Source organism: Sphingobium baderi, assembly GCF_001456115.1.
Lineage (GTDB): Bacteria > Pseudomonadota > Alphaproteobacteria > Sphingomonadales > Sphingomonadaceae > Sphingobium > Sphingobium baderi_A.
This window is the reverse complement of the sequence record NZ_CP013264.1, coordinates 1,121,031-1,146,034: the sequence shown is the minus strand read 5'-3', so window position 1 is coordinate 1,146,034 and position 25,004 is coordinate 1,121,031. Positions and strand designations below refer to the sequence as shown.

The following is a 25,004-nucleotide window of genomic DNA, read 5'->3' as shown; positions in this document are numbered from 1 at the left end:
TCCATCGCGGTCGTTCGGGCCTGTCATGCCATCGCTGCGCCCCACACGCCTACATGAATGTTCCGGTAACAATCGCGGGGCATTGACGGGGGAAGGACTGTCGGCAATTGCGTCACAGGGGCGACAGGGTGTGGCTGGATGAGAATCGTCATCATCGATGACAGCGGGTTGCGGGCCACGGTCCTGGAAGAAGGACTGCGCGAAGCGGGCTATGACGACATTCACATCGTCCCACCGCGCGGCGCTTTTGTCGCGCGTCTTGAACGCATGGCGCCCGATGTTGTCCTGATGGATCTTGGCAGCCCGAGCCGCGATACGCTGGAGGAGATGTTGACGGTCAGCCGCGCCCTCGCCCGTCCTATCGCCATGTTCGTGGACCAATCGGACGAAGCAATGATCGGCGCGGCCATCGATGCTGGCATATCCGCCTATGTGGTCGACGGGCTTCGGAAGGAACGGGTGAAGCCGGTGTTGGAACTGGCGGTCCGGCGCTTCAACGCCTTTGCTCGCATACAGACCGAGTTGGAGGAAGCACGCACCGCCCTGTCCGACCGCAAGATCATCGACCGGGCCAAATCCATATTGATGCACCAACGCGGCCTCAGCGAACCGGATGCCTATGCACTGCTGCGGACCAGCGCGATGAATCAGGGGAAGAAGATCGTGGATGTCGCCCAGGCTCTCGTCACCGCCAGCGATCTGCTCGGGGGATCGGCATGATGACGACGCTGCGTATCGCATTCCTGCCCCTGACCGATGTCGCCGTGCTGGCTGTCGCGCGGGAACGGGGCTTTGCCGAAGAAGAAGGCATTTCGCTCGACCTCGTCCGCACGACCAGCTGGGCAACATTGCGCGACCGGCTGGTCTTCGGCCAAGTGCAGGCGGCGCATATGCTGGCTCCGCTGGCCGTGGCGGTGACATTGGGCCTCAGCCAGCAGGGCGCATCTCTGGCCGCGCCCTATAAACTCAGCGTCAACGGCAACATGCTGGTGATGGCACGCGATTTCGCGCAGGCGCTGGACCCGGACATCGCCCGGCGTCTCCACGATCCGCTGGGCACCGCCCATGATTTTGCCGCCGCCATCGGCCTTTGGCGGCGCAAACCGGTGATCGGCGTCGTCCACCGCTTTTCCAGTCACGCGATCATGCTCCGCTATTGGCTGGCGAGCGCGGGCGTCGACCCGGATCGCGATGTCATATTGCGGGTGCTGCCGCCGTCGCTGACGACTGAAGCGATGAGAGCCGGGGAAATTGACGGCTTTATCGCCGGTGAGCCATGGGGCAGCGCGGCGGTCGAGGTTGGTCTGGCTGAAGCGGTGGCCGTCGGCGAACGTATCTGGCAGCGGGGCGTGGAGAAAGTGCTGACCTTCCGCACGGATTGGCTGGAGGCAAATCCCGCCATCGCGGATCGGCTGCTGCGTGCGCTCGCAAGGTCGGCCGCCTGGTGCGACGACGCCTCCAATCACGCGGCGCTGGCGCATCTGCTATCCGATCCGCGCTATGTCGATCAGCCTGCGGAGCTGATCCAGCGCGCCCTGTCCGGGCAAATTGTCGCCCGGATGGGCATGGCGCCGCTCTCCATGCCCGATTTCATGCTCTTTTCGCGGGAAGCGACTGCCTTTCCATGGCGCAGTCAGGCGCTGTGGATCTATTCCCAGCTGGTGCGCTGGAAGATGGTCGACCACAGCCCCGCCAATATGGCGAACGCGGCGGGCGTTTTCCGCCCGGACGTCTTCCGCCGTGCGCTGGCGGACAGCGACGTCGCCTTGCCCGGCGCCAGCATGAAGGTCGAAGGGGCGGTCAATACGCCGTTAGCGGTGGGATCGAAGCGCGGGGAACTGACTCTGGGACCGGACCGCTTCTTTGATGGGCGCGTCTTCGACCCGGAACGAATCGACGATTTTCTCGCCGGTTTTGATGCGGCGCGGCAAGATTTCGCCCCGTAAATTGTGCCTTGCAACATGGTTGCAATCGCGAGATAAGATAAGAGTCGCGCGACGAAGCGTGTTTTTACAGGACGAGCCCTCCCAACGCCGGGACTAAGCTCTCCCCCTAATATTTTGCAGCAAAGCCGCTGGCCGGACTTCGAAAAAACGAGGTTCGGAGAGCGGCTTTTTTCGTGTCCATTTCACAAGATTGAAGGACGTCATCATGGCAACTGCTTATTGGGATCGCCCGTCCGACGGCGAAGGGGAAGCCAGCCCGACCAGCTTCTGGAAAGCCGGTCATACGCCGACCCTGATCGCCGCCTTTCTCTATTTCGATCTGGCTTTCATGGTCTGGGTGCTGCTGGGACCGCTTGCTCCCTCCATCGCCAGTGCGCTGGCGCTGACCCCCGCCGAAAAGGGGCTGATGGTCGCGACGCCCACGCTGATGGGCGCGCTTCTGCGTGTCGTGAACGGCCTGCTGGTCGATCGGATCGGGCCGAAACGGTCGGGCGCGATCAGCCAGATCATCGTCATCGCCGGACTGTTTACCGCCTGGATGATGGGCGTCAACAGCTTCGGCGGCACGCTGGCGCTGGGCGTGATCCTTGGCTTTGCGGGGGCAAGCTTCGCCATCGCGCTGCCGCTGGCGAGCCGCTGGTATCCGCCCGAACATCAGGGCAAGGCGATGGGCCTTGCCGGCATGGGCAATTCGGGCACGGTGCTCGCCTCGCTCTTCGCGCCGGGGCTGGCCAAGCTGTTCGGCTGGAACGCGGTGCTGGGGCTTGCCTGCATCCCGCTTTCGATCGTGTTCGTGGTGTATATGGTGATGGCGAAAGACGCGCCCAACGCACCGCCGCCCAAGCGGCTGGCCGATTATTTCCACCCCCTCAAAACCGCCGACGCCTGGTGGCTGATGGCCTTCTATGCCGTCACATTCGGCGGTTTCGTGGGTTTGGCGGCATCGCTGCCGATCTATTTCACCGACCAGTTCGGATTGAGCCCCGTCACCGCTGGATATTGCACCGCAGCATGCGTTTTCGCGGGATCGTTGGTGCGGCCCATGGGCGGCGCGCTGGCCGACCGGATCGGCGGAGTGCGGGCTTTGATGATCGTCTATCTGGTCGCAGCGCTGGCGCTGTCCGCCGTCGCTTATGCTTCGACATTGGCGGCCGCGCTTTGCTTCTTCGTGGCGGCGATGCTGGCGCTGGGCGTGGGCAACGGCGCGGTGTTCCAGCTCGTCCCGCAGCGGTTCCAGGAGGAAATCGGCGTCATGACCGGCCTTGTCGGCATGGCGGGCGGGATAGGCGGTTTCTATCTCGCCTCGTCGCTCGGCATCGCCAAGCAGATGACGGGCAGTTTCGCGGCGGGTTTCCTGATCTTCGCAGCGTTGGCCGTGCTGGCTTTCCTCGGCATCGCCATGGTGCGCGGCCGCTGGCGCGCGACCTGGAGCAGCGGCGCGCGAATCTGAAATGGGAGAGGGAAAGGCGGCGGCCCATGAGGGCGGCCGCCCTTCCCATGCATCACATCGTCCGAAGGGGGACAATCTTCCATGAAACTGTTTCTTGCATCGGCGGCCGCGCTGGCCGTCGCAGGCCCCGCTTGCGCCCAGCAACTGACGCTGAGGCCCATCGCCGAAGCCCGGCTGCGTTATGAGCATGTCGATCAGGACGACCTTGCCAGACAAGCAGACGCGCTCACTGTCCGCGCGCGGGCAGGACTGGCCGCCAGCAGCGGCGCGGTCAGCGCAACAATGGTCGGGCAGGGAACGCTGGCCATGATCGACCATTATCATGACGGGTTGAACGGCGCTCCGACCCGGCCGCTGGTGGCCGATCCGCAGAATGTGGCGCTCGTCATCGCGCAGCTTCAATATGCGACGAAAGACCTGACGTTGACCGCGGGACGGCAGAAGATCGCTCTGGATGATGAACGCTTCGTCGGCAATGTTCCCTTCCGCGACAATGCCCAGACCTTCGATGCCATCCGAGTGGAACTCATGCCTCTGCCGAAACTGAAGCTGGATGTCGCCTATGCCTGGAGCGTGCGGTCGATCTGGGGCATTGACGGCAATGGGGCGCGGCAACAGGCGGTGAGCGACGATAATATCCTTGCCAACCTGTCCTATGTCACGCCGGTCGGCACGCTGACGGGCTTTGCCTATCTGATCGATCAGGATGAAGCGGCGGTGCAGGGTTTTCGCCTGTCCAGCCAGACCTATGGCGCGCGGCTGGCGGGAAGCCGCGCCCTCTCAAGCATCGCAAAGATCGGCTATCAGTTCAGCTATGCGCGGCAATCCGACTATCGCGCCAATCCCAGTCGCTATGCGGCGGATTATTGGCTGGCCGACGCGACGCTGGACGTAGAGGGATGGAAACTCAACGTCGGATATGAGGTGCTGGGCGCCGACAGGGGCGCGGCGCTCACCAGTTTCCAGACGCCGCTCGGCAGCAACTTCAAATTTCAGGGCTGGGCGGACAAGTTGCTGACGACTCCGCCTAACGGCGTGCGCGATTTCCATGTTGGCGGCGGCTATGGCTGGAAACAGCTGGGGCCGCTTTCCGCCGTGGCGCTGCAAGCAACATGGCATCGGTTCGACAGTGATCGGCTAAGCCTGCATTATGGCGATGAGATCAATCTTCTCGCATCCGCGAAGATCGAAAAGACCGCGTTTTCGATCCGCTACGCACATTATGAGGCCGATGATCTGGCTAGCGATACCGACAAATTCTGGTTCCAGGTCGACTGGAGTCTCTAAGGCGCAGGAATCGCTTGACCGCAAAGCGATTCGGCATATGCTGCGATGCAAAGGACAGGGTAGTCCTCTTATTTCATAGCCAAAGCGGTCCATCGGCGGGCCGTCCAGGCGCGAATGATGGCAAGGCCGCCATCCAGACTTCGGGTTTCAAATCCCGGGGTCCGGATGGCGGCCTTTTTCTTTTCTGGAGAAACCGGGGATGGAATTTCAGGACGGGATCAGTCCGGCGGCGGAGAATGAAGAAAACATCTTCATGCCGCCGCATGATGATCGGGAACATCTGGTCGTCGTGGGCAACGGCATGGCCGGTTGCCGCGCGGTCGAGGAACTGCTGGCGCGGGATGCGGGGCGTTATCGCGTCACCATCTTCGGCGCAGAGCCTTATGTGAACTATAACCGGATCATGCTTTCGCCGGTTCTGGCGGGCGAAAAGACGTTCGACGACATCATTATCAACAGCCGCCAATGGTATGATGACAATGGCATCGAACTGATCGCGGGCGATCCGGTGATGGCCATCGACCGCGCCGGCAGGACCGTCACCAGCCAGTCGGGCCGCGCCGTCGGCTATGACAAGCTGCTGATCGCTACCGGATCGGACCCCTTCATCATCCCGGTGCCGGGGAAGGATCTGCCCGGCGTCATCAGCTTCCGCGACATGAAGGATGTCGACACCATGCTGGAAGCCGCTGCGAATGGCGGCGGCGCGGTGGTGATCGGCGGCGGCCTGCTCGGCCTTGAAGCGGCGCACGGCCTGACGCTGCGCGGCATGAAGGTGACGGTCATCCATTTGATGCCCACGCTGATGGAGCGCCAGTTGGACGAGGCGGCGGGCTGGTTGCTCAAGACCGCGCTGGAAGAACGCGGCCAGACCATCCTGACCGGCGCGGATACCGCTGAAATCTATGGCGACGGCAAGGTCGAGGGCGTTCGCCTGAAGGACGGCCGCGAAATCCCGGCAAATCTGGTGGTGATGGCGGTGGGCATCCGTCCCTCGGTCGCTCTGGCGCGTGAGGCGGGGCTCGATATCGGGCGCGGCATCAAGGTCGACGATCATATGGTGACGAGCGACCCCGACATCCTCGCCGTCGGCGAATGCGTTGAACATGACGGCAATGTCTACGGCCTTGTCGCGCCGCTGTGGGACATGTGCCGCAGCCTCGCCGACGGCCTGACCGATCAGCACACGGGCTATAAGGGTTCGGTCACGTCGACCAAGCTGAAGGTCGCAGGCCTCGACGTTTTCTCCGCTGGCGACTTCTCCGGCGGGGAAGGCTGCGAGGATATCGTCCTGCGCGACGCTTCGCGCGGGGTCTATAAGCGGGTCATCGTCAGGGACGACCGGATCGTGGGGGCGGTGCTCTATGGCGACACGGCGGACGGCGGTTGGTATTTCGACCTGCTCAGGAAAGGCGATGACGTCTCCGAAATTCGCGACCTGCTGATCTTCGGTCAGGCTTTCGCCTCCGGGGGTGGGCAGGCGGACCCTAAGGCGGCCGTTGCGGCGCTCTCGGATGATGCCGAGATCTGCGGCTGCAACGGCGTCAGCAAGGGGCAGGTCGTCGCCTGCGTCGAGGCGGGCAATGGCACGCTGGACGCGGTGCGCGCAACCTGCAAGGCATCTGCAAGCTGCGGCTCCTGCACCGGCCTTGTCGAAACCCTGCTCGCGGTGACGCTGGGCGACGATTATTCGGGGGAGCGCGCCACCAGGACGGTCTGTAAATGCACCAGCTTCGGCCATGACGATGTCCGCCGCGAAATCGTCGCGCAGGGCATGAAGTCGATCCCGGAAATCATGCAGAAGCTGCATTGGTCGACGCCCGATGGCTGCTCCTCCTGCCGTCCAGCGCTCAATTACTATCTGCTCTGCGCGCTGCCCGGCGATTATGAGGACGACCAGCAGAGCCGCTTCGTCAATGAACGGATGCACGCCAATATCCAAAAGGATGGCACCTATTCGGTCGTGCCGCGCATGTGGGGCGGTCTCACCAACCCTCGCGAGTTGCGCGCGATCGCCGATGTAGTTGAGAAATATAACGCCCCCATGGTGAAAGTGACCGGCGGCCAGCGGCTCGACATTTTCGGCATCAGGAAGGAAGACCTGCCCGCCGTCTGGGCCGATCTCAATGCCGCGGGCATGGTGTCGGGCCATGCCTATGGCAAGTCGCTCCGCACGGTGAAGACGTGCGTGGGCAGTGAATGGTGCCGCTTCGGCACGCAGGATTCGACCGGCCTTGGCGTCAAGATCGAGCGGATGACCTGGGGTTCGTGGATGCCCCACAAGTTCAAGATCGCGGCATCGGGCTGCCCTCGCAACTGCGCGGAGGCGACGATCAAGGACTTCGGCGTGGTCTGCGTGGATAGCGGCTATGAACTGCATGTCGGCGGCAATGGCGGCATCCATGTCCGCGCCACCGACCTGCTCTGCAAGGTCGCGACCGAGCAGGAGGCGCTCGATTACTGCGCCGCCTTCATCCAGCTCTACCGCGAGGAAGCGCGTTACCTCGAACGCACCGCGCCGTGGATCGAACGCGTCGGCGTCGACTATGTAAAGAGCCGCATCGTCGATGACGAGGAAGGCCGCGAGGCGCTTCGTGCCCGCTTCCTCTTCTCCCAAAGCTTCAGTCAGGAAGACCCCTGGGCGCGCCGCGCCGCGGGCGAAGACGCCGAACTGCATCAACACCTCGCCGAAGTGCGCCCCATGGAGTTTGCCGCATGACCGTCTCGAACAATGTCGGAGATTGGCTGGATATCGGCCCGGTGAGCCAGATTTCGCCCGGCAACGCCCGGACCCTGCCGGTGCGCGGCGGGGAGGAGATCGCGATATTCCACACGCTGGACAACCAATTTTATGCGCTGGTCAACAAATGCCCGCACAAACAGGGACCGCTGAGCCAGGGCATCGTCCATGGCAATGTCGTCGCCTGTCCGCTGCACAACTGGAACATCTCGCTCAAAACCGGCGAGGCGCTGGGCAGCGACGAAGGGTGCGTGCCGACCATCCCGCTCAAGGTCGACGCTGGCCGCATCTACCTGCTGCGCGATGCGGTGATACCGGCCCGGACGACGAGGAAGGCGGCCTGAAGACGATGGGGCAACCGATCCGCACCACTTGCGCCTATTGCGGTGTCGGCTGCGGCATATCGGCCACGCCGACCGGCCCGCGGTCCGTGCAGATCAAGGGGGATGAGGCGCATCCGGCCAATGCCGGGCGGCTATGTTCCAAGGGCACGCATCTGGGCGAAACGGTGAGCCTGCAAGGCCGCCTGCTCCATCCGATGATCGGCCAAAGGCGGGCAAGCTGGGACAAGGCGCTGGACCTTGTGGCTAAACGCTTTCGCGAAACGATCGACCGCCACGGCCCCGACAGCGTGGCCTTCTATGTCTCCGGCCAGTTGCTGACCGAGGATTATTATGTCGCCAACAAGCTGATGAAGGGCTTCATCGGCTCGGCTAATATCGACACCAATTCGCGCTTGTGCATGTCGAGCGCAGTCGCGGGCCATACCCGCGCTTTCGGCGAGGATGTCGTGCCCGCCAGCTATGGCGATCTGGCGGAAGCAGACCTGATCGTCCTGGTCGGCTCCAACACCGCATGGTGCCATCCGATCGTCTATCAGCGCATCCAGGCCGCCCGCGCCGCGCGTGGCACGAAACTGGTGGTGATCGACCCGCGCCGTACCGAAACCTGCGAAGGCGCGGACCTGCATCTGCCCGTGAAGCCCGGCACCGATGTGGCGCTGATGAACGGGCTGCTCGCCTGGGTGGATCAGGCGGGCGTCACCGACCCCGCTTTCCTGGCCGGACATGTCAACGCACCAGAAGACTTCTGGGAACATATCCGCACCGGTCACGATCTGTGGACCGTCGCGAAAACATGCGACATCGCCCCTGCTCTGCTCCAGCAGTTTTTCGAGCTGTTCGCCGCGACCCCGCGCACCGTCACCCTGTTCAGCCAGGGCATCAACCAGTCGATCCGCGGCACCGATCAGGTCAATGCGATCATCAACGTCCACCTCGCCACGGGACGCATCGGCAAGCCCGGCGCGGCGCCATTTTCGATCACCGGACAGCCCAACGCCATGGGCGGGCGCGAAGTCGGGGGCCTCGCATCGACATTGGCGGCGCATATGGACTTCGCGCCGGAGAATGTGGAACGGGTCGGCCGCTTCTGGGCCGCGCCCGCCATGGCGGCCAAGCCGGGCCTGAAAGCCGTCGACCTGTTCCGTGCGATGGGCGAGGGCCGGATCAAGGCGCTCTGGGTGATGGCAACCAATCCCGCCGTCTCGCTGCCCGACGCCGGCCGCGTGCGCGAGGCGCTGGAATCCTGCCCCTTCGTGGTCGTGTCGGATGTGATCGCCGACACCGACACCAGCGCTTATGCCGATGTCCGCCTTCCCGCCGCAGGATGGGGGGAAAAGGACGGCACCGTCACCAATTCGGACCGCACGATCAGCCGCCAGCGTCCCTTCCTGACGCTCCCCGGCGAGGCAAGGCCAGACTGGTGGATCATCAAGGAGGTCGCCCGCCGCATGGGTTGGCGCAATGCTTTCGCCTATGACCGGCCAGCCGAAATCTGGCGCGAACATGCGCGCCTGACCGCTTATCAGAATGACGGCGCGCGCGTGCTGAACCTGCGATCCCATGCCACCATCGGCAATGATGCCTATGAAGCGATGGAACCGTTCCGCTGGGGCGGCGCAGCTTTCGCCGATGGCCGCTTTCCCACGACCGACGGCAAGGCGCGGCTGGTGCCGGTCAGGCAGATGGACGTGCAGGCGCCGCTCAAGGACTGGCCGATGACGCTCAACACCGGGCGCTATCGCGATCAGTGGCACACGATGACCCGCACCGGCCTTTCCCCCAAATTGGCCCGGCATCGGGAAGAACCGCTGGTCGAAATCCATCCGCAGGACGCACGGGCGCTCGCACTGGAGGAAGGCGACCTCGCTCGCGTCTCCACGCCGCAAGGCGACAGCCTGTTTCGCGTGATGTTCAACGAAGGCCAGCGACCCGGCGAGATATTCACGCCGATCCACTGGACCGACCAGACATCGACCGGCGGCCGCACCGGCCTGTTGCCGCGCCCACTCACCGACCCTCATTCCGGCCAGCCCGGCTTCAAGTCGACGCCTGCCCGCGTCGAACGGCAGGCGGTGGAATGGAAAGGCTTCCTCATCCTTCGCGGCACAGACCCGGTGCGCCTCCCCTGCCTCTGGGCGACGCGCGTCACCGTGCCATCCGGTGCGCTATACGAGGTCGCGGGCAATGGCGATCCCTCGCGGTTGGAGGCATGCTTGCCCAAAGGCGACAGGGTGGAAGCCATCGACGTTACGCGCGGCACCCGCCGTGTGGCCATTATCAGCGATGGGCAACTGACTGGCGTGCTGTTCGTCACACGCAGCGGCATCCTCCCTTCGCGCGACTGGCTGATCGACCAGCTTCAGGCGCCCGCCGTCGGCGCTTCGGTCCTCGCCGCGCGGGGGCCGGGGAACCAGCCGGACAAGGGCGCAACCATCTGCGTCTGTTTCGACATCGGCCTTAATCAGATCGTGGCGGCCATCCGCGAAAAGCAGCTGGTCGATGTGCCCGCAATCGGCAAAGCGTTGGGCGCGGGGACCAATTGCGGCTCCTGCCGCCCGGCGCTCGCCAGCATCCTCGCCCAAAGCAAGCAGGAGACGCTCCATGCAGCAGAATGAGCTTATCGCCCCCGGTGAGGTCTGGCTGGTCGGCGCCGGACCGGGCGACCCGGACCTGCTCACCCGAAAAGCCGAAAAGCTGATCGTGGCGGCGGAGATTGTCTTTTACGACGCGCTGGTGGGACCAGGCGTGCTGGACCTCGTGCCGGACAGCACGGAAGTGGTGAGCGTCGGCAAACGCTCCGGCCGTCACAGCAAGGCACAGGAAAGCATCAATGACCTGCTGCTTGTCGCGGCGAAAGCGGGCAAGCGCGTCGTGCGCCTCAAGGGCGGCGATCCATCGGTCTTCGGACGGTCGGCGGAAGAAATGGCATATTTGGCGGAGGAAGGGATTCCGGTCCGCATCTGTCCCGGCATCACCACCGCCAGCGCGGCGGCGGCAAGCGGCAACGCCTCGCTTACCTTGCGGGGTGTGGCGCGCGGACTGACGCTGGTGACGGCGCATCTCAAGGCGGGCGAACCGCTGCAACTCGACTGGGACGTGCTGGCGCGCGCCGGCGGCACGCTGGGCATCTATATGGGCCGCGCGGCCGCGAGCGAGATCAGCCGTTCCCTGATCGCCGCCGGACGCAATCCCGAAACGCCAGTGATGGTGGCAGTCAATGTGTCGCTACCCAATGAACGGCTTATCCGGGGCAAGCTCTCGGCACTTGCCTTCCTCGTCGCGACGATCAGCGATGAAGATCCAACGCTGCTGCTGATCGGCGAAGCCGTTGCGGGCTTCACGCAGGAGCATGAGGTGGGCAAGCACCTATATTGCACAACCGAATGAAAGCTGCGGCCAAGAACCGCTGAAACCACGAAATGCCGGGGAATCCGCTAACTCAAGGGGCTCCCAGCGCGGCGGCGGCCATGCGTACCGCATCCATGAATTTCGCTTCAAAGGCGCGGGCGTCGCATCCATCCTCGTCGGCCAGATATATGGCTTGCAGCATCAATATATTCACGAGCTGGAGCCGGAAAACGAGCTTTTCCTTGCTCAGCGCCGGGCAAAGCCGGGCCTGTTCCTGGGTGATTTCCGCCACGGAAGGCACGAGCGAGCGCACCTCCGTCCAGTGATGGGCCGACCGCTTGTCGTTGACGATCTGCGCCAGGAAACGCGCATAGCTGCGACGCCCATTTTCGTCGACTTCTTCGATGATGGGCCGAAAGGTCGCCTCGATCAGCTTTTCCAGATCAAAACCAGCAGGCCGGGCTGCTTCCAGCATATGCCGGCGACGGTTTTCCACAAAGGGAAGGCGCCGTTCGAATATCGCCCGGATCAGCCCGTCCTTGTCGCCGAAATGATATTGGACGGCGAAATTGTTCACCTGGCTGGCGGCGGTCGCGATGTGACGCAACGATATGGAGGACACCCCCTCCTCACCGAAGAGGCGTTCCGCCGCGCGGATGATATCATCCGCCGCGCTGCCGCTTTTTTTCTTAAGGGGCAAACGGGCCATATGTCTCTCAGCGCCTATCCAGCAATGCTTGACTCTTCCTGATCCCAATATTAGCAGACTGTCAATTATTAAGGCATATGCCTGAAAAAATAGACGGTCGATTGATTTGCCGATCAGATGAAAAATCGCCGTCATAAGGGAGGATAGCAATGATGCGAACGTCGATGCTGGCGATGGCAATGACCCTGGCGAGCGCGCCGGGCATGGTAGGCACGGCCCATGCCACCTCATCAGATACGGCGTCGCGCGATATCCTGCCTGTTCCCGTCCCGTCCTTCAGCGGGACCATGGAACCTTCGCTCAGGGAATCGAAACCGGTCTGGGCGGACAAGGTCAAGGCGCCCGCAGGCGCGCCCAATATCCTGTTGGTGCTGACCGACGATGTCGGTTTCGGCGCGTCCAGTACCTTCGGCGGGCCGATTCCGACCCCCAATCTCGACCGGCTGGCGAAACAAGGCGCGCGTTATAATAATTTCCATACCACCGCCATGTGCTCGCCGACGCGCGCGGCGTTGCTGACGGGACGCAATCATCATGGCGTGGGCACTGGCGCGTTGACCGACATCGCCATGGGCTTTCCGGGTTATAATGGCGAACTGCCTGCGACCTCCGCCACGATTGGCCGCATATTGCAAGGCAATGGTTACAGCACGGCCTGGTTTGGCAAGCACCACAATGTGCCGGGCGACGAATCGGGCGAAACCGGCCCCTTCACGCGCTGGCCGACGGGCCTGGGTTTCGAGGAGTTTTATGGCTTCGTGGGACCAGAGACGGACCAATTCCGCCCGACGCTCTATCACGGAACCCAACCGGTCAGCCTGGAAGGCCGCGATCCGACGATGCTGCTGGACCGGGATTTGATCGACCATGCGATCGGCTGGCTGCACAGCCAACAGGCCGCCACGCCCGACAAGCCCTTCTTTCTCTATTATGCACCCGGTTCCGCCCACGCGCCTCATCAGGCGCCTCCCGAATGGATGGCCCGGTTCAAGGGCAAGTTCAACGATGGCTGGGATGCAGAACGCGCCAGAACGGTCGCGCGGCAGCAAGAGATGGGCATCATTCCCAAGGGGACGGCGGTGTCACCCCGCCCTCAGGCGCTGCCAGCATGGGACAGTCTCGACGCCGATCATCAGCGCCTCTATGGCCGCTATATGGAAGCCTATGCGGCCATGCTGGCCTATCAGGACCATGAATTTGGGCGATTGCTGGACGAATTGGAGCGCACCGGCACGCTTGCCAATACATTGATCATCTTCATCGAGGGCGACAATGGAGCCAGCGGCGAAGGCGGCCCCGAAGGCAGCGTCAACGAACTCGCCAAGCTGACCGGACAGCCGGACCAGAGCTTCGAGGAACAGCTCCGCAATATCGACAAGCTTGGAGGCCCCGACAGCTATCAGGTCTATCCGGCCGGCTGGGCTTGGGCCATGAACGCCCCCTTCCCCCTGTTCAAGCAGATCGCTTCCCATCTGGGCGGCACGCGCAATGGACTGGTCGTTGCATGGCCCAATCATATCGGCCAGCCGCAGCAAATGCGCGAGCAGTTCCATCACGTCAACGACATCCTGCCGACCGTGCTGGAGGCTACCGGCATACCGGCGCCGAAATTCGTCGACGGCGCCCCTCAGCATAGCCTGGACGGGGTAAGCATGGCCTACAGCTTTACGGGCCCCTCCCTCCCCAGCCGCCATGCCGTCCAATATTTCGAATTATTGGGCAATCGCGCAATCTATCGTGACGGATGGCTGGCGGCGACCAATCCGGGCCGGATGCCTTGGCAGCAGAAATCGGCCACCGAACCGCAAGACTTCACATGGTCGCTCTATAATCTCAAAAGCGATTTCGCGCAGGCAAAGGACCTGGCGGCAACCGAACCGAAGCGGCTGGCCGAGATGCAGGCGCTGTTCGATGCGGAAGCGCGTCGCAACAATGTCTATCCCTTGCGCGCCAATCTGGACCCGGTCGAATCCGCGCGCATGCGGCGGCCGGAAACCCCAAGATTGAACTATGTCTTCTGGGGAGAGCTGAGTCTGCCCTGGGCGAAGCAACCGATGCTGGCTCGCGGCTTCACGATCGACTGCGATGTCACGCTGTCCAACGCTTCCAATGGCGCGCTTGTCGCCACCGGCAGCAACCTGGGCGGTTGGTCCTTTGGCCTGGACAAGGGCATCCCCTTCGCCATCCACGCCGCATCCAGCGCGGAAGCGGACCAGTATCGTATCACTGCCACCTCTCCTCTCCCGGCCGGAAAGCAGACCCTGACATTCTCTTTCGTGCCGGATGCGCCCAGACCGGGAGCCCCCGGCCTTCTCACCATCGCCGCCAATGGCCGCACTATCGGCCAGGGCCGGATCGACCGGGTCGGCATGATGCCCGCTGGCCCCGGTGAAACCTTCGATGTGGGTGACGATCGTGGCCGCCCGGTAACCGATTATGCAGGAACACCGCATTTTGACGGACGCATTGAACGCATCGGCATCACTCTGGGCATGAAGCAGTGAATCGGGAGCGGCGTCGAAGAACAGGGTCAGCCTTTGGAATGGGTGGCGGCGCCTGTTCCAGGATAGATTGCCCGATGCGGCGGTTCTGACCTACGGTTGCATCAGCCCCACTTATGCGAAAGCCTGTGACGGAATGAATAATGCCTGTTCAAATTGAGCCGCAAGCCAACGACAGGCCCGGCATGACCTTCATTGCGGGGGACGCCTTTTGGATGGGCTCGGACGAACATTATCCTGAAGAGGCGCCCGCCCGTCAGGTTCGCGTCGATGATTTCTGGATCGACACCCTGCCTGTGACCAATCGGCAGTTCAAGCAATTCGTGGCGACCACAGGCTATGTAACGCTTGCGGAAATGGCCCCCGACCCAGCGGATTATCCTGATGCCTCACCCCATATGTTGCGGGCCGGCTCATCGCTATTCGTTCCTCCTGAAAAAAAGGTAAGCTTATCCAACAGCCTGCAATGGTGGACCTTTTGCTTTGGCGCGGATTGGCGGCATCCCGCTGGACCGGACAGTTCGATCGACGCATTGCTCGACCATCCGGTCGTCCATATCGCCTATGCTGATGCCAGCGCCTATGCGACATGGGTGGGTAAGGATCTGCCAACTGAGGCCGAATGGGAATTTGCCGCGCGCGGCGGGCTGGATCGCGCGGCTTTTGCCTGGGGCGATGCACTGACGCCGGACGGAAAGATGATGGCCAATTATTGGCAAGGGGCCTTTCCAACGGAAAATCTCATGACCGATGGCTATGCCGGGACATCTCCGGTGGGCGCCTTTCCACCCAATGGCTATGGGCTTTACGACATGATCGGCAATGTCTGGGAATGGACAGCCGACTGGTACAGCGCCGGCGCCAAGGGAAAGGATTCGCCATCCTGTTGCATTCCCAGCAACCCGCGCGGTGGGGATGAAAGGGGCAGCCATGATCCTTCCGATCCCGGAGCAGCCTTTCCCCGCAAAACCCTCAAGGGCGGGTCGCATCTCTGCGCGGAAAATTATTGCCAGCGCTATCGCCCTGCGGCGCGCTATCCCCAGACAATCGACACCTCCACTTCTCATATCGGATTCCGATGCGTAGTGCGTTGAGAAAGCCGGAGAATATCTGGTCTTGAAATCGGGAAGGAACAGGCCTCGCCGCGCGCCCTGGCAGTTCTGGTCGCCCCCCGGGAAAGCGATAGATTTTTGACAGCGGACGCCTATGGGCGCATGGGCGAGGCATGCAAATTGCCGATTTCGACGTCGACCTGTTCCTGCGCGACCATTGGCAGAAACGCCCGCTGCTGATCCGCAACCCATGGAAAGAGTGGCGTAATCCGCTCGACCCGGACGAATTGGCGGGCCTCGCCTGCGAAGAGGGCGTGGAATCACGCCTCATCACACGCGACGCAGGCCGTCTGGCGGCGGAAAGCGGTCCGCTGGCCGAAACCCGCTTCGGCGAACTCGACAGCAACCCCTGGACGCTGCTGGTGCAGGCCGTGGACCATCATGCGCCCGAGGTAGCCGAACTGGTCGAACCGTTCCGTTTCGTGCCTGACTGGCGCATCGACGATGTGATGGTCAGCTATGCCACGGACGGAGGCGGGGTCGGGCCGCATTACGACCAATATGACGTGTTTCTGGTGCAGGGACTGGGCAAGCGGCGATGGCGCGTAGGACCGCGATGCGATTCCGCGACGCCGCTGCTGCCGCACGACGACCTGCGCCTGATTGCCGATTTCGAAGCGACGGGCGACTGGATACTCGAACCCGGCGATATTCTCTATGTCCCGCCCTGTTTCGCACATGAAGGGGTGGCGGTCAGCGACGATTGCATGACCTATTCAATCGGTTTTCGCGCACCGTCGCGCGCCGAGCTGATCGAAAGCTGGTGCGAGCATCAGGCCGACGGATTGCCGGATGAGGATCGCTATACCGATCCCGACCTGACGCTACAGGCCAATCCCGGCGAAATCGCCACGTCGGCCATCGACCGTCTGCACGAAATGGTGATGGAGGCTCTGTCCGATCGCGATGCCTTCGCCCGTTGGTTCGGGCTTTACAACAGCCTGCCCAAATATGCCGAAACGGACTGGCGGCCGGAAGAGGCGATCGGGCAGCAGGCCGTGCGCGCGCTGCTGGCCGAAAGCGTACCGCTCAGCCGCAACCCGGCCAGCCGCTTTTCCTTCATCCGGCAGAAGGAAGAAACGCTCCTGCTATTCGTGGACGGCCATTGCTTCGACTGCGCGGGCGATACGGCCTTGCTGGCCGAACGGTTATGCGCGGGATCGACCATAATGGACCCGGCCCTTGCCGCATCGGCTCCTGCCGCTGTGCTGATTGCGGCCCTGATCGACCAGGGCAGCCTGGCGTTTGATGACGAGGACTGAGGCGCGATGACGCTCATCCTGTTCAACAAGCCCTATGGCGTGTTGTGCCAGTTCACCGACGAAAGCACCGGCCCGCCACGTCCGACGCTGGCCGCGTTCATCGACATGCCGGGCGTCTATCCCGCCGGGCGGCTGGACCTCGACAGCGAAGGGTTGTTGCTGCTGACCGACGATGGCCGGTTACAGGCGCGGATCGCCGATCCCCGCTTCAAGGTGCCGAAAACCTATCTGGTGCAGGTTGAAGGTGATCCCGACAAGGCTGCGCTGGAATCATTGCGGGGCGGCCTGCGCCTCAAGGATGGCCCGACTTTGCCAGCTCAGGTCGAACGCATCGAAGAACCGGCGCTCTGGCCGCGCGATCCACCGGTTCGGTTTCGCAAGACCGTGCCGGATTGCTGGCTGCGACTGACGATCCGCGAAGGGCGCAACCGGCAAGTGCGGCGCATGACGGCAGCAGTCGGACATCCGACGCTGCGGCTGGTGCGCTGGCGTATCGGCGACTGGACGCTCGATGGAATTGGACAGGGCCAATGGCGCGAAGCGGAAAAGATCGGCTAGGCGCGCGAACGACGCCTGTCATGATGGCATCGAGGCCGCGGCAGCTCAGCTACCGTTAGGGCCACCGCCCGGACTGGTCGCGCCGCCGCCGCCGCCCATGCCGCCAGCGCCCACCGCCCCGATATTGCCGAAGATTTCCTGGAACAGGCTGCGATGACGGCCCAGCGTCGGGGTCTTTTCACCCCAGGGCTTCACCTTCGCCACATCTTCAAGGCCCATCCGGTCGACCGCCACGACGTTGCCGGCCGGGTCGAATCGCACATGCAGGACGGTCTGCGCCACAGGCTTGGGATTGGAAAAGGCCAGCGACCGCATATCGCGGGACACATAATACCAGTCCTGATCGCCGAACTGCGCCGCGAAGCTGGGGCGGCCCAAAGTGCCTTCCACCGATGCGCGGTTGTCGATGCCCGGCTGCACCGAATCGACCAGCAGTTTGTCGACCTGATACCCCTGATGCGTACGAATCCGCGTGCAGCCCGACGTGCCCAGAAGCAGCGCGCAAAGGCCGACCGCGAGCATGATCCGCCCGCTGCGGGATTGGCGGCTGAACTGGCGCATGAACTTCTCCTGCGGGGATCGGCCCCCAAACCCAAGAAACATCAAGCCGCCATTGCATCGGGCGGCGCGCCGATCAATATGGAAATGCATGGGCCTCGGCAAGGGGCCGCAGCACGGGCGGCTAAAAACCGCCTTTCAACCGATCGTGAAAAGCAGGCAGATCATGTCCATACCCGCCCCGTCCTTCCTCCAGCGCCTGTTCGGGCGGCGCGATCCCAAAGAAGGGCTGATGCCGCTTTATCACGCCGTCGTGGCGGAGGGCCGCCAGCCGCACTGGTATGCGAAAGGCGCGGTTCCCGATACGCTGGACGGACGTTTCGATATGATCGTCGCCATATTGGCGCAGGTGCTGATCCGGCTGGAGCAGCAGGGGGCCAAGCAGGAAAGCGTGTGGCTGACCGAATTGTTCGTGGACGACATGGACGGCCAGCTCCGGCAGGAAGGGATAGGCGACGTCGTCGTCGGCAAGCATATCGGCCGCATGGTGAGCGCGCTGGGTGGGCGCCTGGCGGCCTATCGCGCCGCGTTGGAAGGGGACGGCGACCTTGGCGAAGCGTTGCGCCGCAACCTCTATCGCGGGGCCGAGCCTTCGACCGATGCCCTCGCCCATGTCGAGGGCGCATTGCGCGAACGCTGGATACGGCTGGGCTGCCTGTCCCGCGATGCGCTGCTGACGGGAGACCTTGGATGAACGACAACCCGGCACCTGAATTTTCGCGGCCCGTACGGCTCGATCAGCTTGGTCGCCACGCCGATCCCACGGCCATCGTCGCGAACGAGGCGGAACGCGAAGCATTGGCGCGCCGTTTCAACCTGCTCGCGCTCGACCGGCTGGAAGCGGATTATGCGCTGGCGCAAGAGGATGGCGCGATCATCGCGCGGGGTCATGTGAAGGCCGATCTGGCTCAGCCCTGCGTCGCCACTGGCGTGCCGGTGCCAGAGACGATCGACAGCGATTTCCTGCTGCGCTTCGTGGCCGAGGACCAGATGCAGCCCGAAGGCGAGGAACTGGAACTCGATGCGGAGGATTGCGACACCATCGGCTATACAGGCAACGTCATCGACATGGGCGAAGCAGTCGCGGAAACGGTGGCGCTGGCGATGACGCCCTATCCCCGCTCGCCGCAGGCAGACATCCATCTGCGCGAAGCGGGTGTCATGTCGGAGGAGCAGGCCAGTCCCTTCGCGGCCCTTCTCTCGATCAAGGGCGCCAAGGAATGAAGGCGTTCCTTTCTGCGGCCCTGTTCCTGCCCGGCTTCGTGCTGCCCGCTCTGGCCGCCGAACCGTCCACCCTGATCGGCGAAAGGCGCGCGCGCGTCGAATGGGCGAAAGCGGAAAACCGCAAGGACTGCGCCCCGCTGGCGCTGGCGGCATCGAGCCAGCCGGAAGGCGCTCCACGCTCCGCTTACTTCGGTGGAGGCTGGGGTGTCGCCTTCGACCTGCCAGACCAGCGTAGCGCCTATGGCTTCGCGGGTACGGGCCTTTTGCCGGACGATGACGCGGACGTGGCTGTCCAGCGGGACAGGCTCTATCGCCAGTGGCCCTATTTCCGCGACCTCGCGCAATTTCCCGGCGCTTCCTTCGCGGGCTATGGACAGGAAGGGGCGGAACCTTATCCCGCCGCAAACCGCGAAGGCGTGGCCCTGCAATCGCTTGCCTATATGCGGATCGCGGGGCAGCGGTGCACCTATAATGTGTGGAGCCGGATCAGCCGCGCTCATCTCGAATGGATGCTCGACAATTTGCGGGTCGTGACCGACTGACTCTGTTTCCCTTTCGTTCCCGGCATGGCATAAGGTCGCGCCATGGAATCCTCGCCGCCACAGCCGCGCAAGATCATCCATATCGACATGGATGCCTTTTACGCGTCGGTTGAACAGCGCGACGATCCCACGCTCCGGGGCAAGCCGATCGCGGTCGGCGGAGGCGGTCCGCGCGGCGTGGTGGCAACCGCCAGCTATGAAGCGCGAACCTTCGGCGTGCGCTCCGCCATGCCTGGCGCGCGGGCGCGGCGGCTATGCCCCGGTCTCATTTTCGTGCCGCCCCGTTTCGAAGCCTATCGCGCCGTTTCCGGGCAGGTGCGGGACATATTTTTCCGCTTCACCGACGTCGTCCAGCCGCTCTCGCTGGACGAAGCCTATCTGGACGTCACCGCGAACAAGCCGGGCATCGCCTCCGCCACGCGCGTGGCGGAGGAAATCCGCCGCATCATCCGCGAGGAAACCGGCCTTACCGCTTCGGCGGGCGTGTCCTACAACAAGCTGATCGCCAAGCTCGCGTCGGACCAGAACAAACCCGATGGCCTGTGCGTGGTCCGTCCGCAGGAGGGCGCGGCCTTTATCGCGAAGATGCCGGTCCGGCGAATACACGGCATCGGCCCGGTCACGGCCCGGCGGATGCAGGCGCTGGGCATCGAAACCGGCGCGGATCTGCGGGCGCGCGACCTTGCTTTCCTTCAGGCGCATTTCGGCAGCGCGGCGCTGTTCTATTATCGGGCGGCGCGCGGTCAGGACGACCGTCCAGTCCATGAACGGCAGGGACGCAAGTCCGTCAGCGTCGAGGACACCTTCTTCGACGATCTGACAGAGGAAGCGCGGCTGATCGAGGAGATGGATCGGATCGCGGCCAATCTCTGGAGCCGGGTCGAGAAATCCGGCGGCTATGGCCGGACCGTGGTGCTCAAGATCAAATTCGCCGATTTCCGCATCATCACCCGGTCCCGCAGCTTTCCGTCTGCCCTGCGCTCGGCGGACCTGCTGGCCGAAACGGGGCGCATGTTGCTGCGCGCCCAGCTCCCGCTACGAATGGGCGCGCGTTTGCTGGGGCTGGGCGTGCATAATCTGGAAGGCGATGCGGAAGAGGGCGATCAACTCGCCCTCGCCCTTTGAAACCCGTTCAGAAGGGCAGCCAATTCCGCTTTTCCGTGAACTTCATATAGCCCGCGTTGATGCCCAGCCGGTATCCCACGCCCATGCGGATCGGGATCAGCACGACGCTGCCCCAGCGCAGATAGCTGGCATTGAAACCCCCGACCAGATAGGCCGTGCCTTCGGCCGCGGGGAAGCGGTGGTAAAGGTCCTGCGTGTCGTAGAGATTATAGACTAGCACGAAGGTGTTACCCGCATTGCCGCCGACATCGAAGCCGATCGACGGCCCGGTCCAGTAAACTTCCCGCTTGCCCTCGATCTTGTGATTGAGCGTGCCTGATCCATAGCGCAGCCCGACCACCAGCGCGCCCGACGCTTCGCGCCCTGCGATATAGGCATTGGGACGGCCCTGATCCTTCAGGATTTTTTCGATGAGTCCAGCCAACCCTTCGGCGCCCTTGCCGAAAACGCCCTCGGCCGCGCCGATCAGGTCGTCCTCCTGATAGGAATCGCTGGGCGAAGGCGCGGGTGGAGGAGAATTGGCCGTGACAGGGGCGCCCGTCGCGGTGGCGGCGGTGGTGGAGGCGTTGCCGCCGGTCTGGTCGTTATAGACGCCGCTGTCGGGGGCGACCGTGGTGTCCACGCCCGGATCGGTCGGCGCGTTGCTGGCCGGGGGCGGCGGGGCGAGATCGGCATCGATCGCCGTGTTGGGGTCCACAGTGCGGATCTGTGCCTGCGCGGCAAGCGGCGTCAGCGCCATACCCGCCATTGCCGCGACAAGCGTGCCGCCGCGCGCAAAGCGGGTCACGACCCGCGCCAAAGTCCCGATCATGCCTTAAGGCTCCCCGCATTCCCGCATTTATCCATTCCGCAGATTATCAGCATCGAAGCTGAAACGGCAATGAACGAACGCCCACCTGAGTCGATTCTGCGCCGGAACGAATCCGGCCCGTTTTTCTGATCGCGGAGATCGCAAATATGGCCGTTGCCACAAGGCTGGAGCATCGCTATAGGCCGGTTCCAGCCAAGCCACTGCCCGCCTTTTTGCGGTGGGCATGATTGCGGAGACGTGGGTGAGTGGCTGAAACCAGCGGTTTGCTAAACCGTCGTGCCCTGAATGGGGCACCCCGGGTTCGAATCCCGGCGTCTCCGCCAAGCTCTTCGAAAAGAGCCGTAATCCTCCCTATCTCTAGACTGGCCCAATGCCGGGCTAAGGCCACGACGGCACGGACAAAGGCGTCTGCCGCGAACTTTGATGCCCCCGCTAGATCGGAAGAGAAGAAATCGCGGGAGAACGGAAATAGCTTTTTCGTACTGCTGGAAGGCAGAAATTTTCTTGTGACGCCCTACAGGCGCGAATTCCTTGCCAGCAAAGGCAGATCTTCCCGCCTGCAAGCCTGCCCTCGCAAAGCATTATGGTTGCGTCCTCAATTCGCGTGAACGGGATATATCCATATTTCCCGTTCTCATACCGAGCGCCACATGGAGTCGACCGCGACATCAATGGACTTGGCACGTACAGGAAATGGCAGCATGACGTTCTCATGCTCAAAAGTCTCGAAACCTATAGCAAGGGTGGACAGCGCCTGCTCGTCACTGCCGAAAAGCTCTTTGGGCAACATGGCTTGGATGGAGTTTCGCTTCGCCAGATTTCGGTTGCCGCAAGACATGCAAACAGTTCGGCGGTGCATCATCATTTCGGATCTAAGGCTGGTTTGATACAGGCTGTCTACGAAATGCGTCTGCCCATGATCGAAGCGGCCCGGAAGGCGCATCTGGACCGCCTCCTGATACAGCCTCAAATCAGCTTTGAGGATCTGATAGGCGCCCTGTTATTGCCCATCATCCTCATGCCTGAACTGGAGCGCGAAACCTATTCGCGGTTCATGCTGGCCCTGATGCCGCTACCTCTCGCCGAACAGCCCTTCTTTATCACCCAGTTCAACTCGCCGGCATCGGCCGAGATAAACCGCCGCATTATGAATTTCTGGCCCGACATGCCTGCGGATGTCATCGAACGGCGCTTTCGGCTAGCCGCGAATATATTTCTGATAGCGGTGGCCTATCCGGAACCGCCCAAAGTTCGCCAGCACCCGCCCTATGATGCCGGATCCATTTATTGGCAGGATATATTGCAGGCGGTTGTCGCCATCTTCCTCATGCCCTACCCTCCCCGGCAAATCGCATTGAATCCTTGAAGTTGCTGGTCCGCAACCATGCCGACCTCACGCTCATCGGAATCGCTAGATGGCCGCGCACGCGATTTTGCGCGCCAGATGAGAGACATGCCGCCGCTATCGGCTTTTCCTCACACCCTTGGGTCAAGCGTCCCCCGGGCACAGAACTGTCACAAACACCCATAAGCGCGACGAACCACGACCTGCCGGGATTTTCATATGTGAACTGTATCAGGCCGCAACGCCTTGGAGCAAAGCTTGACATTGCCTGGGTTGCACCATATCGCCGACCTAGATAATTCATATGAATTACATGCGTTGGGGAATGCCGTGAGATCCTTCGACGAACCCTTGCTATCTCCTTTCGACATCGGCTTCGGCCCAACCTTACCAAAGCGCGAGACGGTGGAGAACGGCATCGCGCCGGCTGACGTCTATTTCTCCCCCGAACGCTTCGATGCAGAGCGCGAAATTTTCAGCAAGGTGTGGCTATTTGCGGGTCGGGTGGAAGAGGTCGCCCAGCCGGGGGACTGGTTCGTCAAGGATGTGGAAATTTGCGATGCATCCGTGATCATCGTCAACGATCGAAGCGAAGGCATCAAAGCATTTCACAATGTCTGCCTGCATCGCGGAATGAAGCTCCTGTGGGAACCGCGCGGCCATAACGGACTGTTCACCTGCCCTTATCACGCCTGGAGTTTTGCCACCGATGGCACCCTCAAGGCACTGCCCGATGAGGAGAATTTCCCGCAAGTCTGCAAACGCGAACAAAAGCTGAAACCGGTCAGCGTCGACAGTTGGGCCGGTTTTCTCTTCATCAACCTGGATCCGCACCCGCAGCAGACGCTGGAGCAGTTTCTCGGCCCTATTTCGAACAAGCTGATCGATGCGCCATTCGACGCATATCCGCGCTCGGCATCCCTCACTTCACCAATGGACGCGAACTGGAAGCTCGGCAATGAAGCTTCGGGCGAAGGTTATCATGTCTCGTCCCTCCACCGGAAATCCGCCAAGGGTTGGGCATTGCCGGAGGACAATCCCCATTCGCATTCCCTCGGTTGGGAACAGGTGGGCCCGCACCTCATCACGACGCTGCCGTCCAACCCCGATTTCACGGTCGATCTGACCGCGCGTCCGATCCAGGCATTCGCATTCATGAATCAGGCGCAGATCACGTCCAATTCGGACGATGCGCCGGATCAGGAAGCGCAACCCAGCTTTAGCGACCACCCCGATCTCAATCGGCCAAAGGCGAAGAATTGGGGCGGCGACGGCTTTTTTCTTTTCCCTACGGGCCAGATTGGCGTGTTCCCCAATGGCTGGTGGTTTAACAGCTACTGGCCAGTGGCAGTCGACAAATCCCGCTGGTACGCACGATGGTATTTCTGTGCGCCGAAAACGCGTCGTCAGCGCTTCGCCCAGGAATGCATGATGGCGATGTACCGCGATGTACTGACGGAAGATAATTTCAGTATTAACGGCCAGCATCAGGGGCTGGCATCCGGCGCGCTGGAGCAGGTTTATTTCGGCTATCCGGAAATTCTTCTGCGGCACATGTCGGGCATCATGCAGGCGGCGGTGGATAACCGACTGGGCGGAGAGCCGGAGCGTCTCGCCGCTGAATAACGATATGATAGGTCGATGGGGGTGGAAAGATGAGTATTACGAAGCTTCCCGACCAGTTTTCAGCGCTTGAGCCATTTGCAGAGAAATGGGGTCAATTGGAAACGGCCTCTGAGCGATATCTGCTGCGCCAGTCGCTAACGATGGACGAGCTACGCACATTTCACGATGCTGCGGCCAACCGGCTGGACGAGATTTTCACCTATCTCGACAGTTTCCCGGACGGCGACCTGCCGGAAGCCGAAGCGCGCTTGTACCGCACTGTCATGGGGCTCAGCGAAGTGATGCAGGCTGTCGAAATTTTCGGCGCGCCGCGCGTCAAGAATGCACCCTATCCGCACCATATCGATACAATCTGGACGCAATCTGGTAGCGAATAGCCTGTTACCACCAAGAAATGACTGATACAATTTACTATACAAAATTATATTTTTCAATTAAAATGATAAAGTATTCGACCAATTTATAATAAAAAAATACAATATCATAGAGTTAAATATATAAATTGAGGGGATAGTC

Annotated in this window: 22 protein-coding genes and 1 tRNA gene; 20 read left to right on the top strand and 3 right to left on the bottom strand. The window is 62.3% G+C overall.

The genetic code is table 11. The features are described from left to right. Positions 1 to 138 precede the first annotated feature (138 nt). From ATN00_RS05655 to cobA, 8 genes are all read left to right on the top strand, one after another. Complete coding sequence (locus ATN00_RS05655) at positions 139 to 720, top strand: ANTAR domain-containing response regulator (RefSeq protein ID WP_062063085.1); 582 nt, start codon at positions 139 to 141, stop codon at positions 718 to 720. Then, a complete protein-coding gene (locus ATN00_RS05650; RefSeq protein WP_062063084.1) occupies positions 717 to 1,946 on the top strand; it encodes an ABC transporter substrate-binding protein in 1,230 nt (409 codons plus the stop codon). Before ATN00_RS05655 ends, ATN00_RS05650 begins: the two co-directional genes overlap by 4 nt. 205 nt (positions 1,947 to 2,151) lie before the next feature. Continuing rightward, complete coding sequence (locus ATN00_RS05645; protein ID WP_062063082.1) at positions 2,152 to 3,396, top strand: nitrate/nitrite transporter; 1,245 nt, start codon at positions 2,152 to 2,154, stop codon at positions 3,394 to 3,396. A gap of 81 nt (positions 3,397 to 3,477) precedes the next feature. Next, positions 3,478 to 4,683: a hypothetical protein gene (locus ATN00_RS05640; protein ID WP_062063081.1), complete on the top strand. Its 1,206-nt coding sequence runs from the start codon at positions 3,478 to 3,480 to the stop codon at positions 4,681 to 4,683. A gap of 199 nt (positions 4,684 to 4,882) precedes the next feature. Next, the gene (gene nirB, locus ATN00_RS05635) at positions 4,883 to 7,402 is read left to right on the top strand and encodes a nitrite reductase large subunit NirB (protein WP_062063080.1); all 2,520 of its coding nucleotides are present in this window, start codon (positions 4,883 to 4,885) and stop codon (positions 7,400 to 7,402) included. Continuing rightward, positions 7,399 to 7,767, top strand: a complete 369-nt coding sequence (gene nirD / locus ATN00_RS05630) for a nitrite reductase small subunit NirD (RefSeq protein ID WP_062063078.1) — start codon at positions 7,399 to 7,401, stop codon at positions 7,765 to 7,767. The genes nirB and nirD overlap by 4 nt, the downstream gene beginning before the upstream one ends. 5 nt (positions 7,768 to 7,772) lie before the next feature. Continuing rightward, positions 7,773 to 10,382, top strand: coding sequence for a nitrate reductase (locus ATN00_RS05625; RefSeq protein WP_062063077.1), 2,610 nt, complete (start codon positions 7,773 to 7,775; stop codon positions 10,380 to 10,382). Continuing rightward, positions 10,369 to 11,154 carry a uroporphyrinogen-III C-methyltransferase gene (cobA, locus tag ATN00_RS05620; RefSeq protein WP_062063075.1) on the top strand — a complete coding sequence of 262 codons (786 nt, stop codon included), beginning with the start codon at positions 10,369 to 10,371 and terminating at the stop codon, positions 11,152 to 11,154. The genes ATN00_RS05625 and cobA overlap by 14 nt, the downstream gene beginning before the upstream one ends. A gap of 52 nt (positions 11,155 to 11,206) precedes the next feature. On the opposite strand, the gene ATN00_RS05615 is transcribed toward cobA, so the two are convergent. After that, complete coding sequence (locus ATN00_RS05615; protein ID WP_197413676.1) at positions 11,207 to 11,959, bottom strand: TetR/AcrR family transcriptional regulator; 753 nt, start codon at positions 11,957 to 11,959, stop codon at positions 11,207 to 11,209. A 14-nt stretch (positions 11,960 to 11,973) separates the two neighbouring features. Between ATN00_RS05615 and ATN00_RS05610 the strand changes: the two genes are divergently transcribed. From ATN00_RS05610 to ATN00_RS05595, 4 genes are all read left to right on the top strand, one after another. Beyond that, positions 11,974 to 14,328, top strand: a complete 2,355-nt coding sequence (locus ATN00_RS05610) for an arylsulfatase (RefSeq protein WP_231746396.1) — start codon at positions 11,974 to 11,976, stop codon at positions 14,326 to 14,328. A gap of 182 nt (positions 14,329 to 14,510) precedes the next feature. Continuing rightward, complete coding sequence (locus ATN00_RS05605) at positions 14,511 to 15,419, top strand: formylglycine-generating enzyme family protein (protein ID WP_082635297.1); 909 nt, start codon at positions 14,511 to 14,513, stop codon at positions 15,417 to 15,419. Between the two features lie 131 nt (positions 15,420 to 15,550). Beyond that, complete coding sequence (locus tag ATN00_RS05600; RefSeq protein WP_062063070.1) at positions 15,551 to 16,699, top strand: cupin domain-containing protein; 1,149 nt, start codon at positions 15,551 to 15,553, stop codon at positions 16,697 to 16,699. Between the two features lie 6 nt (positions 16,700 to 16,705). Then, the gene (locus ATN00_RS05595) at positions 16,706 to 17,257 is read left to right on the top strand and encodes an rRNA large subunit pseudouridine synthase E (RefSeq protein ID WP_062063068.1); all 552 of its coding nucleotides are present in this window, start codon (positions 16,706 to 16,708) and stop codon (positions 17,255 to 17,257) included. 45 nt (positions 17,258 to 17,302) lie between these two features. Here the strand turns inward: ATN00_RS05595 and ATN00_RS05590 are convergent, their stop codons facing one another. Then, positions 17,303 to 17,818 carry an outer membrane protein assembly factor BamE gene (locus ATN00_RS05590; protein ID WP_062068440.1) on the bottom strand — a complete coding sequence of 172 codons (516 nt, stop codon included), beginning with the start codon at positions 17,816 to 17,818 and terminating at the stop codon, positions 17,303 to 17,305. Between the two features lie 163 nt (positions 17,819 to 17,981). Here ATN00_RS05590 and ATN00_RS05585 point away from each other — a divergent pair, with 163 nt between their 5' ends. The 4 genes from ATN00_RS05585 to dinB are packed head-to-tail and all read left to right on the top strand — an operon-like array spanning position 17,982 to position 20,706. Continuing rightward, positions 17,982 to 18,509 carry a ubiquinol-cytochrome C chaperone family protein gene (locus ATN00_RS05585; protein ID WP_062068442.1) on the top strand — a complete coding sequence of 176 codons (528 nt, stop codon included), beginning with the start codon at positions 17,982 to 17,984 and terminating at the stop codon, positions 18,507 to 18,509. Continuing rightward, the gene (locus ATN00_RS05580) at positions 18,506 to 19,039 is read left to right on the top strand and encodes a DUF177 domain-containing protein (protein WP_062063066.1); all 534 of its coding nucleotides are present in this window, start codon (positions 18,506 to 18,508) and stop codon (positions 19,037 to 19,039) included. Before ATN00_RS05585 ends, ATN00_RS05580 begins: the two co-directional genes overlap by 4 nt. After that, the gene (locus ATN00_RS05575) at positions 19,036 to 19,581 is read left to right on the top strand and encodes a hypothetical protein (protein WP_062063065.1); all 546 of its coding nucleotides are present in this window, start codon (positions 19,036 to 19,038) and stop codon (positions 19,579 to 19,581) included. The genes ATN00_RS05580 and ATN00_RS05575 overlap by 4 nt, the downstream gene beginning before the upstream one ends. Positions 19,582 to 19,623: 42 nt before the next feature. Further along, complete coding sequence (gene dinB, locus ATN00_RS05570; RefSeq protein WP_062063064.1) at positions 19,624 to 20,706, top strand: DNA polymerase IV; 1,083 nt, start codon at positions 19,624 to 19,626, stop codon at positions 20,704 to 20,706. A 7-nt stretch (positions 20,707 to 20,713) separates the two neighbouring features. Here dinB and ATN00_RS05565 read toward each other — a convergent pair whose 3' ends face one another. Continuing rightward, entirely contained in the window at positions 20,714 to 21,517 is an 804-nt protein-coding gene (locus ATN00_RS05565) for a DUF1134 domain-containing protein (protein WP_062063062.1), read from the bottom strand. A 231-nt stretch (positions 21,518 to 21,748) separates the two neighbouring features. Here ATN00_RS05565 and ATN00_RS05560 point away from each other — a divergent pair. From ATN00_RS05560 to ATN00_RS05545, 4 genes are all read left to right on the top strand, one after another. Continuing rightward, positions 21,749 to 21,840: transfer RNA gene (locus tag ATN00_RS05560), tRNA-Ser, on the top strand. Positions 21,841 to 22,229: 389 nt separating this feature from the next. Next, the gene (locus ATN00_RS05555; protein ID WP_062063061.1) at positions 22,230 to 22,883 is read left to right on the top strand and encodes a TetR/AcrR family transcriptional regulator; all 654 of its coding nucleotides are present in this window, start codon (positions 22,230 to 22,232) and stop codon (positions 22,881 to 22,883) included. Between the two features lie 309 nt (positions 22,884 to 23,192). Next, positions 23,193 to 24,488, top strand: a complete 1,296-nt coding sequence (locus ATN00_RS05550; protein ID WP_197413675.1) for an aromatic ring-hydroxylating oxygenase subunit alpha — start codon at positions 23,193 to 23,195, stop codon at positions 24,486 to 24,488. A 29-nt stretch (positions 24,489 to 24,517) separates the two neighbouring features. Then, positions 24,518 to 24,865 carry a hypothetical protein gene (locus ATN00_RS05545; protein ID WP_062063058.1) on the top strand — a complete coding sequence of 116 codons (348 nt, stop codon included), beginning with the start codon at positions 24,518 to 24,520 and terminating at the stop codon, positions 24,863 to 24,865. Positions 24,866 to 25,004 lie beyond the last annotated feature (139 nt).

What these genes read in the sequence shown, in the direction of transcription:
- ATN00_RS05655 (WP_062063085.1), top strand. Translation starts at nt 139, where the DNA reads ATGAGAATCGTCATCATCGATGACAGCGGGTTGCGGGCCACGGTCCTG.
- ATN00_RS05650 (WP_062063084.1), top strand. Translation starts at nt 717, where the DNA reads ATGATGACGACGCTGCGTATCGCATTCCTGCCCCTGACCGATGTCGCC.
- ATN00_RS05645 (WP_062063082.1), top strand. Translation starts at nt 2,152, where the DNA reads ATGGCAACTGCTTATTGGGATCGCCCGTCCGACGGCGAAGGGGAAGCC.
- ATN00_RS05640 (WP_062063081.1), top strand. Translation starts at nt 3,478, where the DNA reads ATGAAACTGTTTCTTGCATCGGCGGCCGCGCTGGCCGTCGCAGGCCCC.
- nirB (WP_062063080.1), top strand. Translation starts at nt 4,883, where the DNA reads ATGGAATTTCAGGACGGGATCAGTCCGGCGGCGGAGAATGAAGAAAAC.
- nirD (WP_062063078.1), top strand. Translation starts at nt 7,399, where the DNA reads ATGACCGTCTCGAACAATGTCGGAGATTGGCTGGATATCGGCCCGGTG.
- ATN00_RS05625 (WP_062063077.1), top strand. Translation starts at nt 7,773, where the DNA reads ATGGGGCAACCGATCCGCACCACTTGCGCCTATTGCGGTGTCGGCTGC.
- cobA (WP_062063075.1), top strand. Translation starts at nt 10,369, where the DNA reads ATGCAGCAGAATGAGCTTATCGCCCCCGGTGAGGTCTGGCTGGTCGGC.
- ATN00_RS05615 (WP_197413676.1), bottom strand. Translation starts at nt 11,959, where the DNA reads ATGACGGCGATTTTTCATCTGATCGGCAAATCAATCGACCGTCTATTT.
- ATN00_RS05610 (WP_231746396.1), top strand. Translation starts at nt 11,974, where the DNA reads ATGATGCGAACGTCGATGCTGGCGATGGCAATGACCCTGGCGAGCGCG.
- ATN00_RS05605 (WP_082635297.1), top strand. Translation starts at nt 14,511, where the DNA reads ATGACCTTCATTGCGGGGGACGCCTTTTGGATGGGCTCGGACGAACAT.
- ATN00_RS05600 (WP_062063070.1), top strand. Translation starts at nt 15,551, where the DNA reads ATGCAAATTGCCGATTTCGACGTCGACCTGTTCCTGCGCGACCATTGG.
- ATN00_RS05595 (WP_062063068.1), top strand. Translation starts at nt 16,706, where the DNA reads ATGACGCTCATCCTGTTCAACAAGCCCTATGGCGTGTTGTGCCAGTTC.
- ATN00_RS05590 (WP_062068440.1), bottom strand. Translation starts at nt 17,818, where the DNA reads ATGCGCCAGTTCAGCCGCCAATCCCGCAGCGGGCGGATCATGCTCGCG.
- ATN00_RS05585 (WP_062068442.1), top strand. Translation starts at nt 17,982, where the DNA reads ATGTCCATACCCGCCCCGTCCTTCCTCCAGCGCCTGTTCGGGCGGCGC.
- ATN00_RS05580 (WP_062063066.1), top strand. Translation starts at nt 18,506, where the DNA reads ATGAACGACAACCCGGCACCTGAATTTTCGCGGCCCGTACGGCTCGAT.
- ATN00_RS05575 (WP_062063065.1), top strand. Translation starts at nt 19,036, where the DNA reads ATGAAGGCGTTCCTTTCTGCGGCCCTGTTCCTGCCCGGCTTCGTGCTG.
- dinB (WP_062063064.1), top strand. Translation starts at nt 19,624, where the DNA reads ATGGAATCCTCGCCGCCACAGCCGCGCAAGATCATCCATATCGACATG.
- ATN00_RS05565 (WP_062063062.1), bottom strand. Translation starts at nt 21,517, where the DNA reads ATGATCGGGACTTTGGCGCGGGTCGTGACCCGCTTTGCGCGCGGCGGC.
- ATN00_RS05555 (WP_062063061.1), top strand. Translation starts at nt 22,230, where the DNA reads ATGCTCAAAAGTCTCGAAACCTATAGCAAGGGTGGACAGCGCCTGCTC.
- ATN00_RS05545 (WP_062063058.1), top strand. Translation starts at nt 24,518, where the DNA reads ATGAGTATTACGAAGCTTCCCGACCAGTTTTCAGCGCTTGAGCCATTT.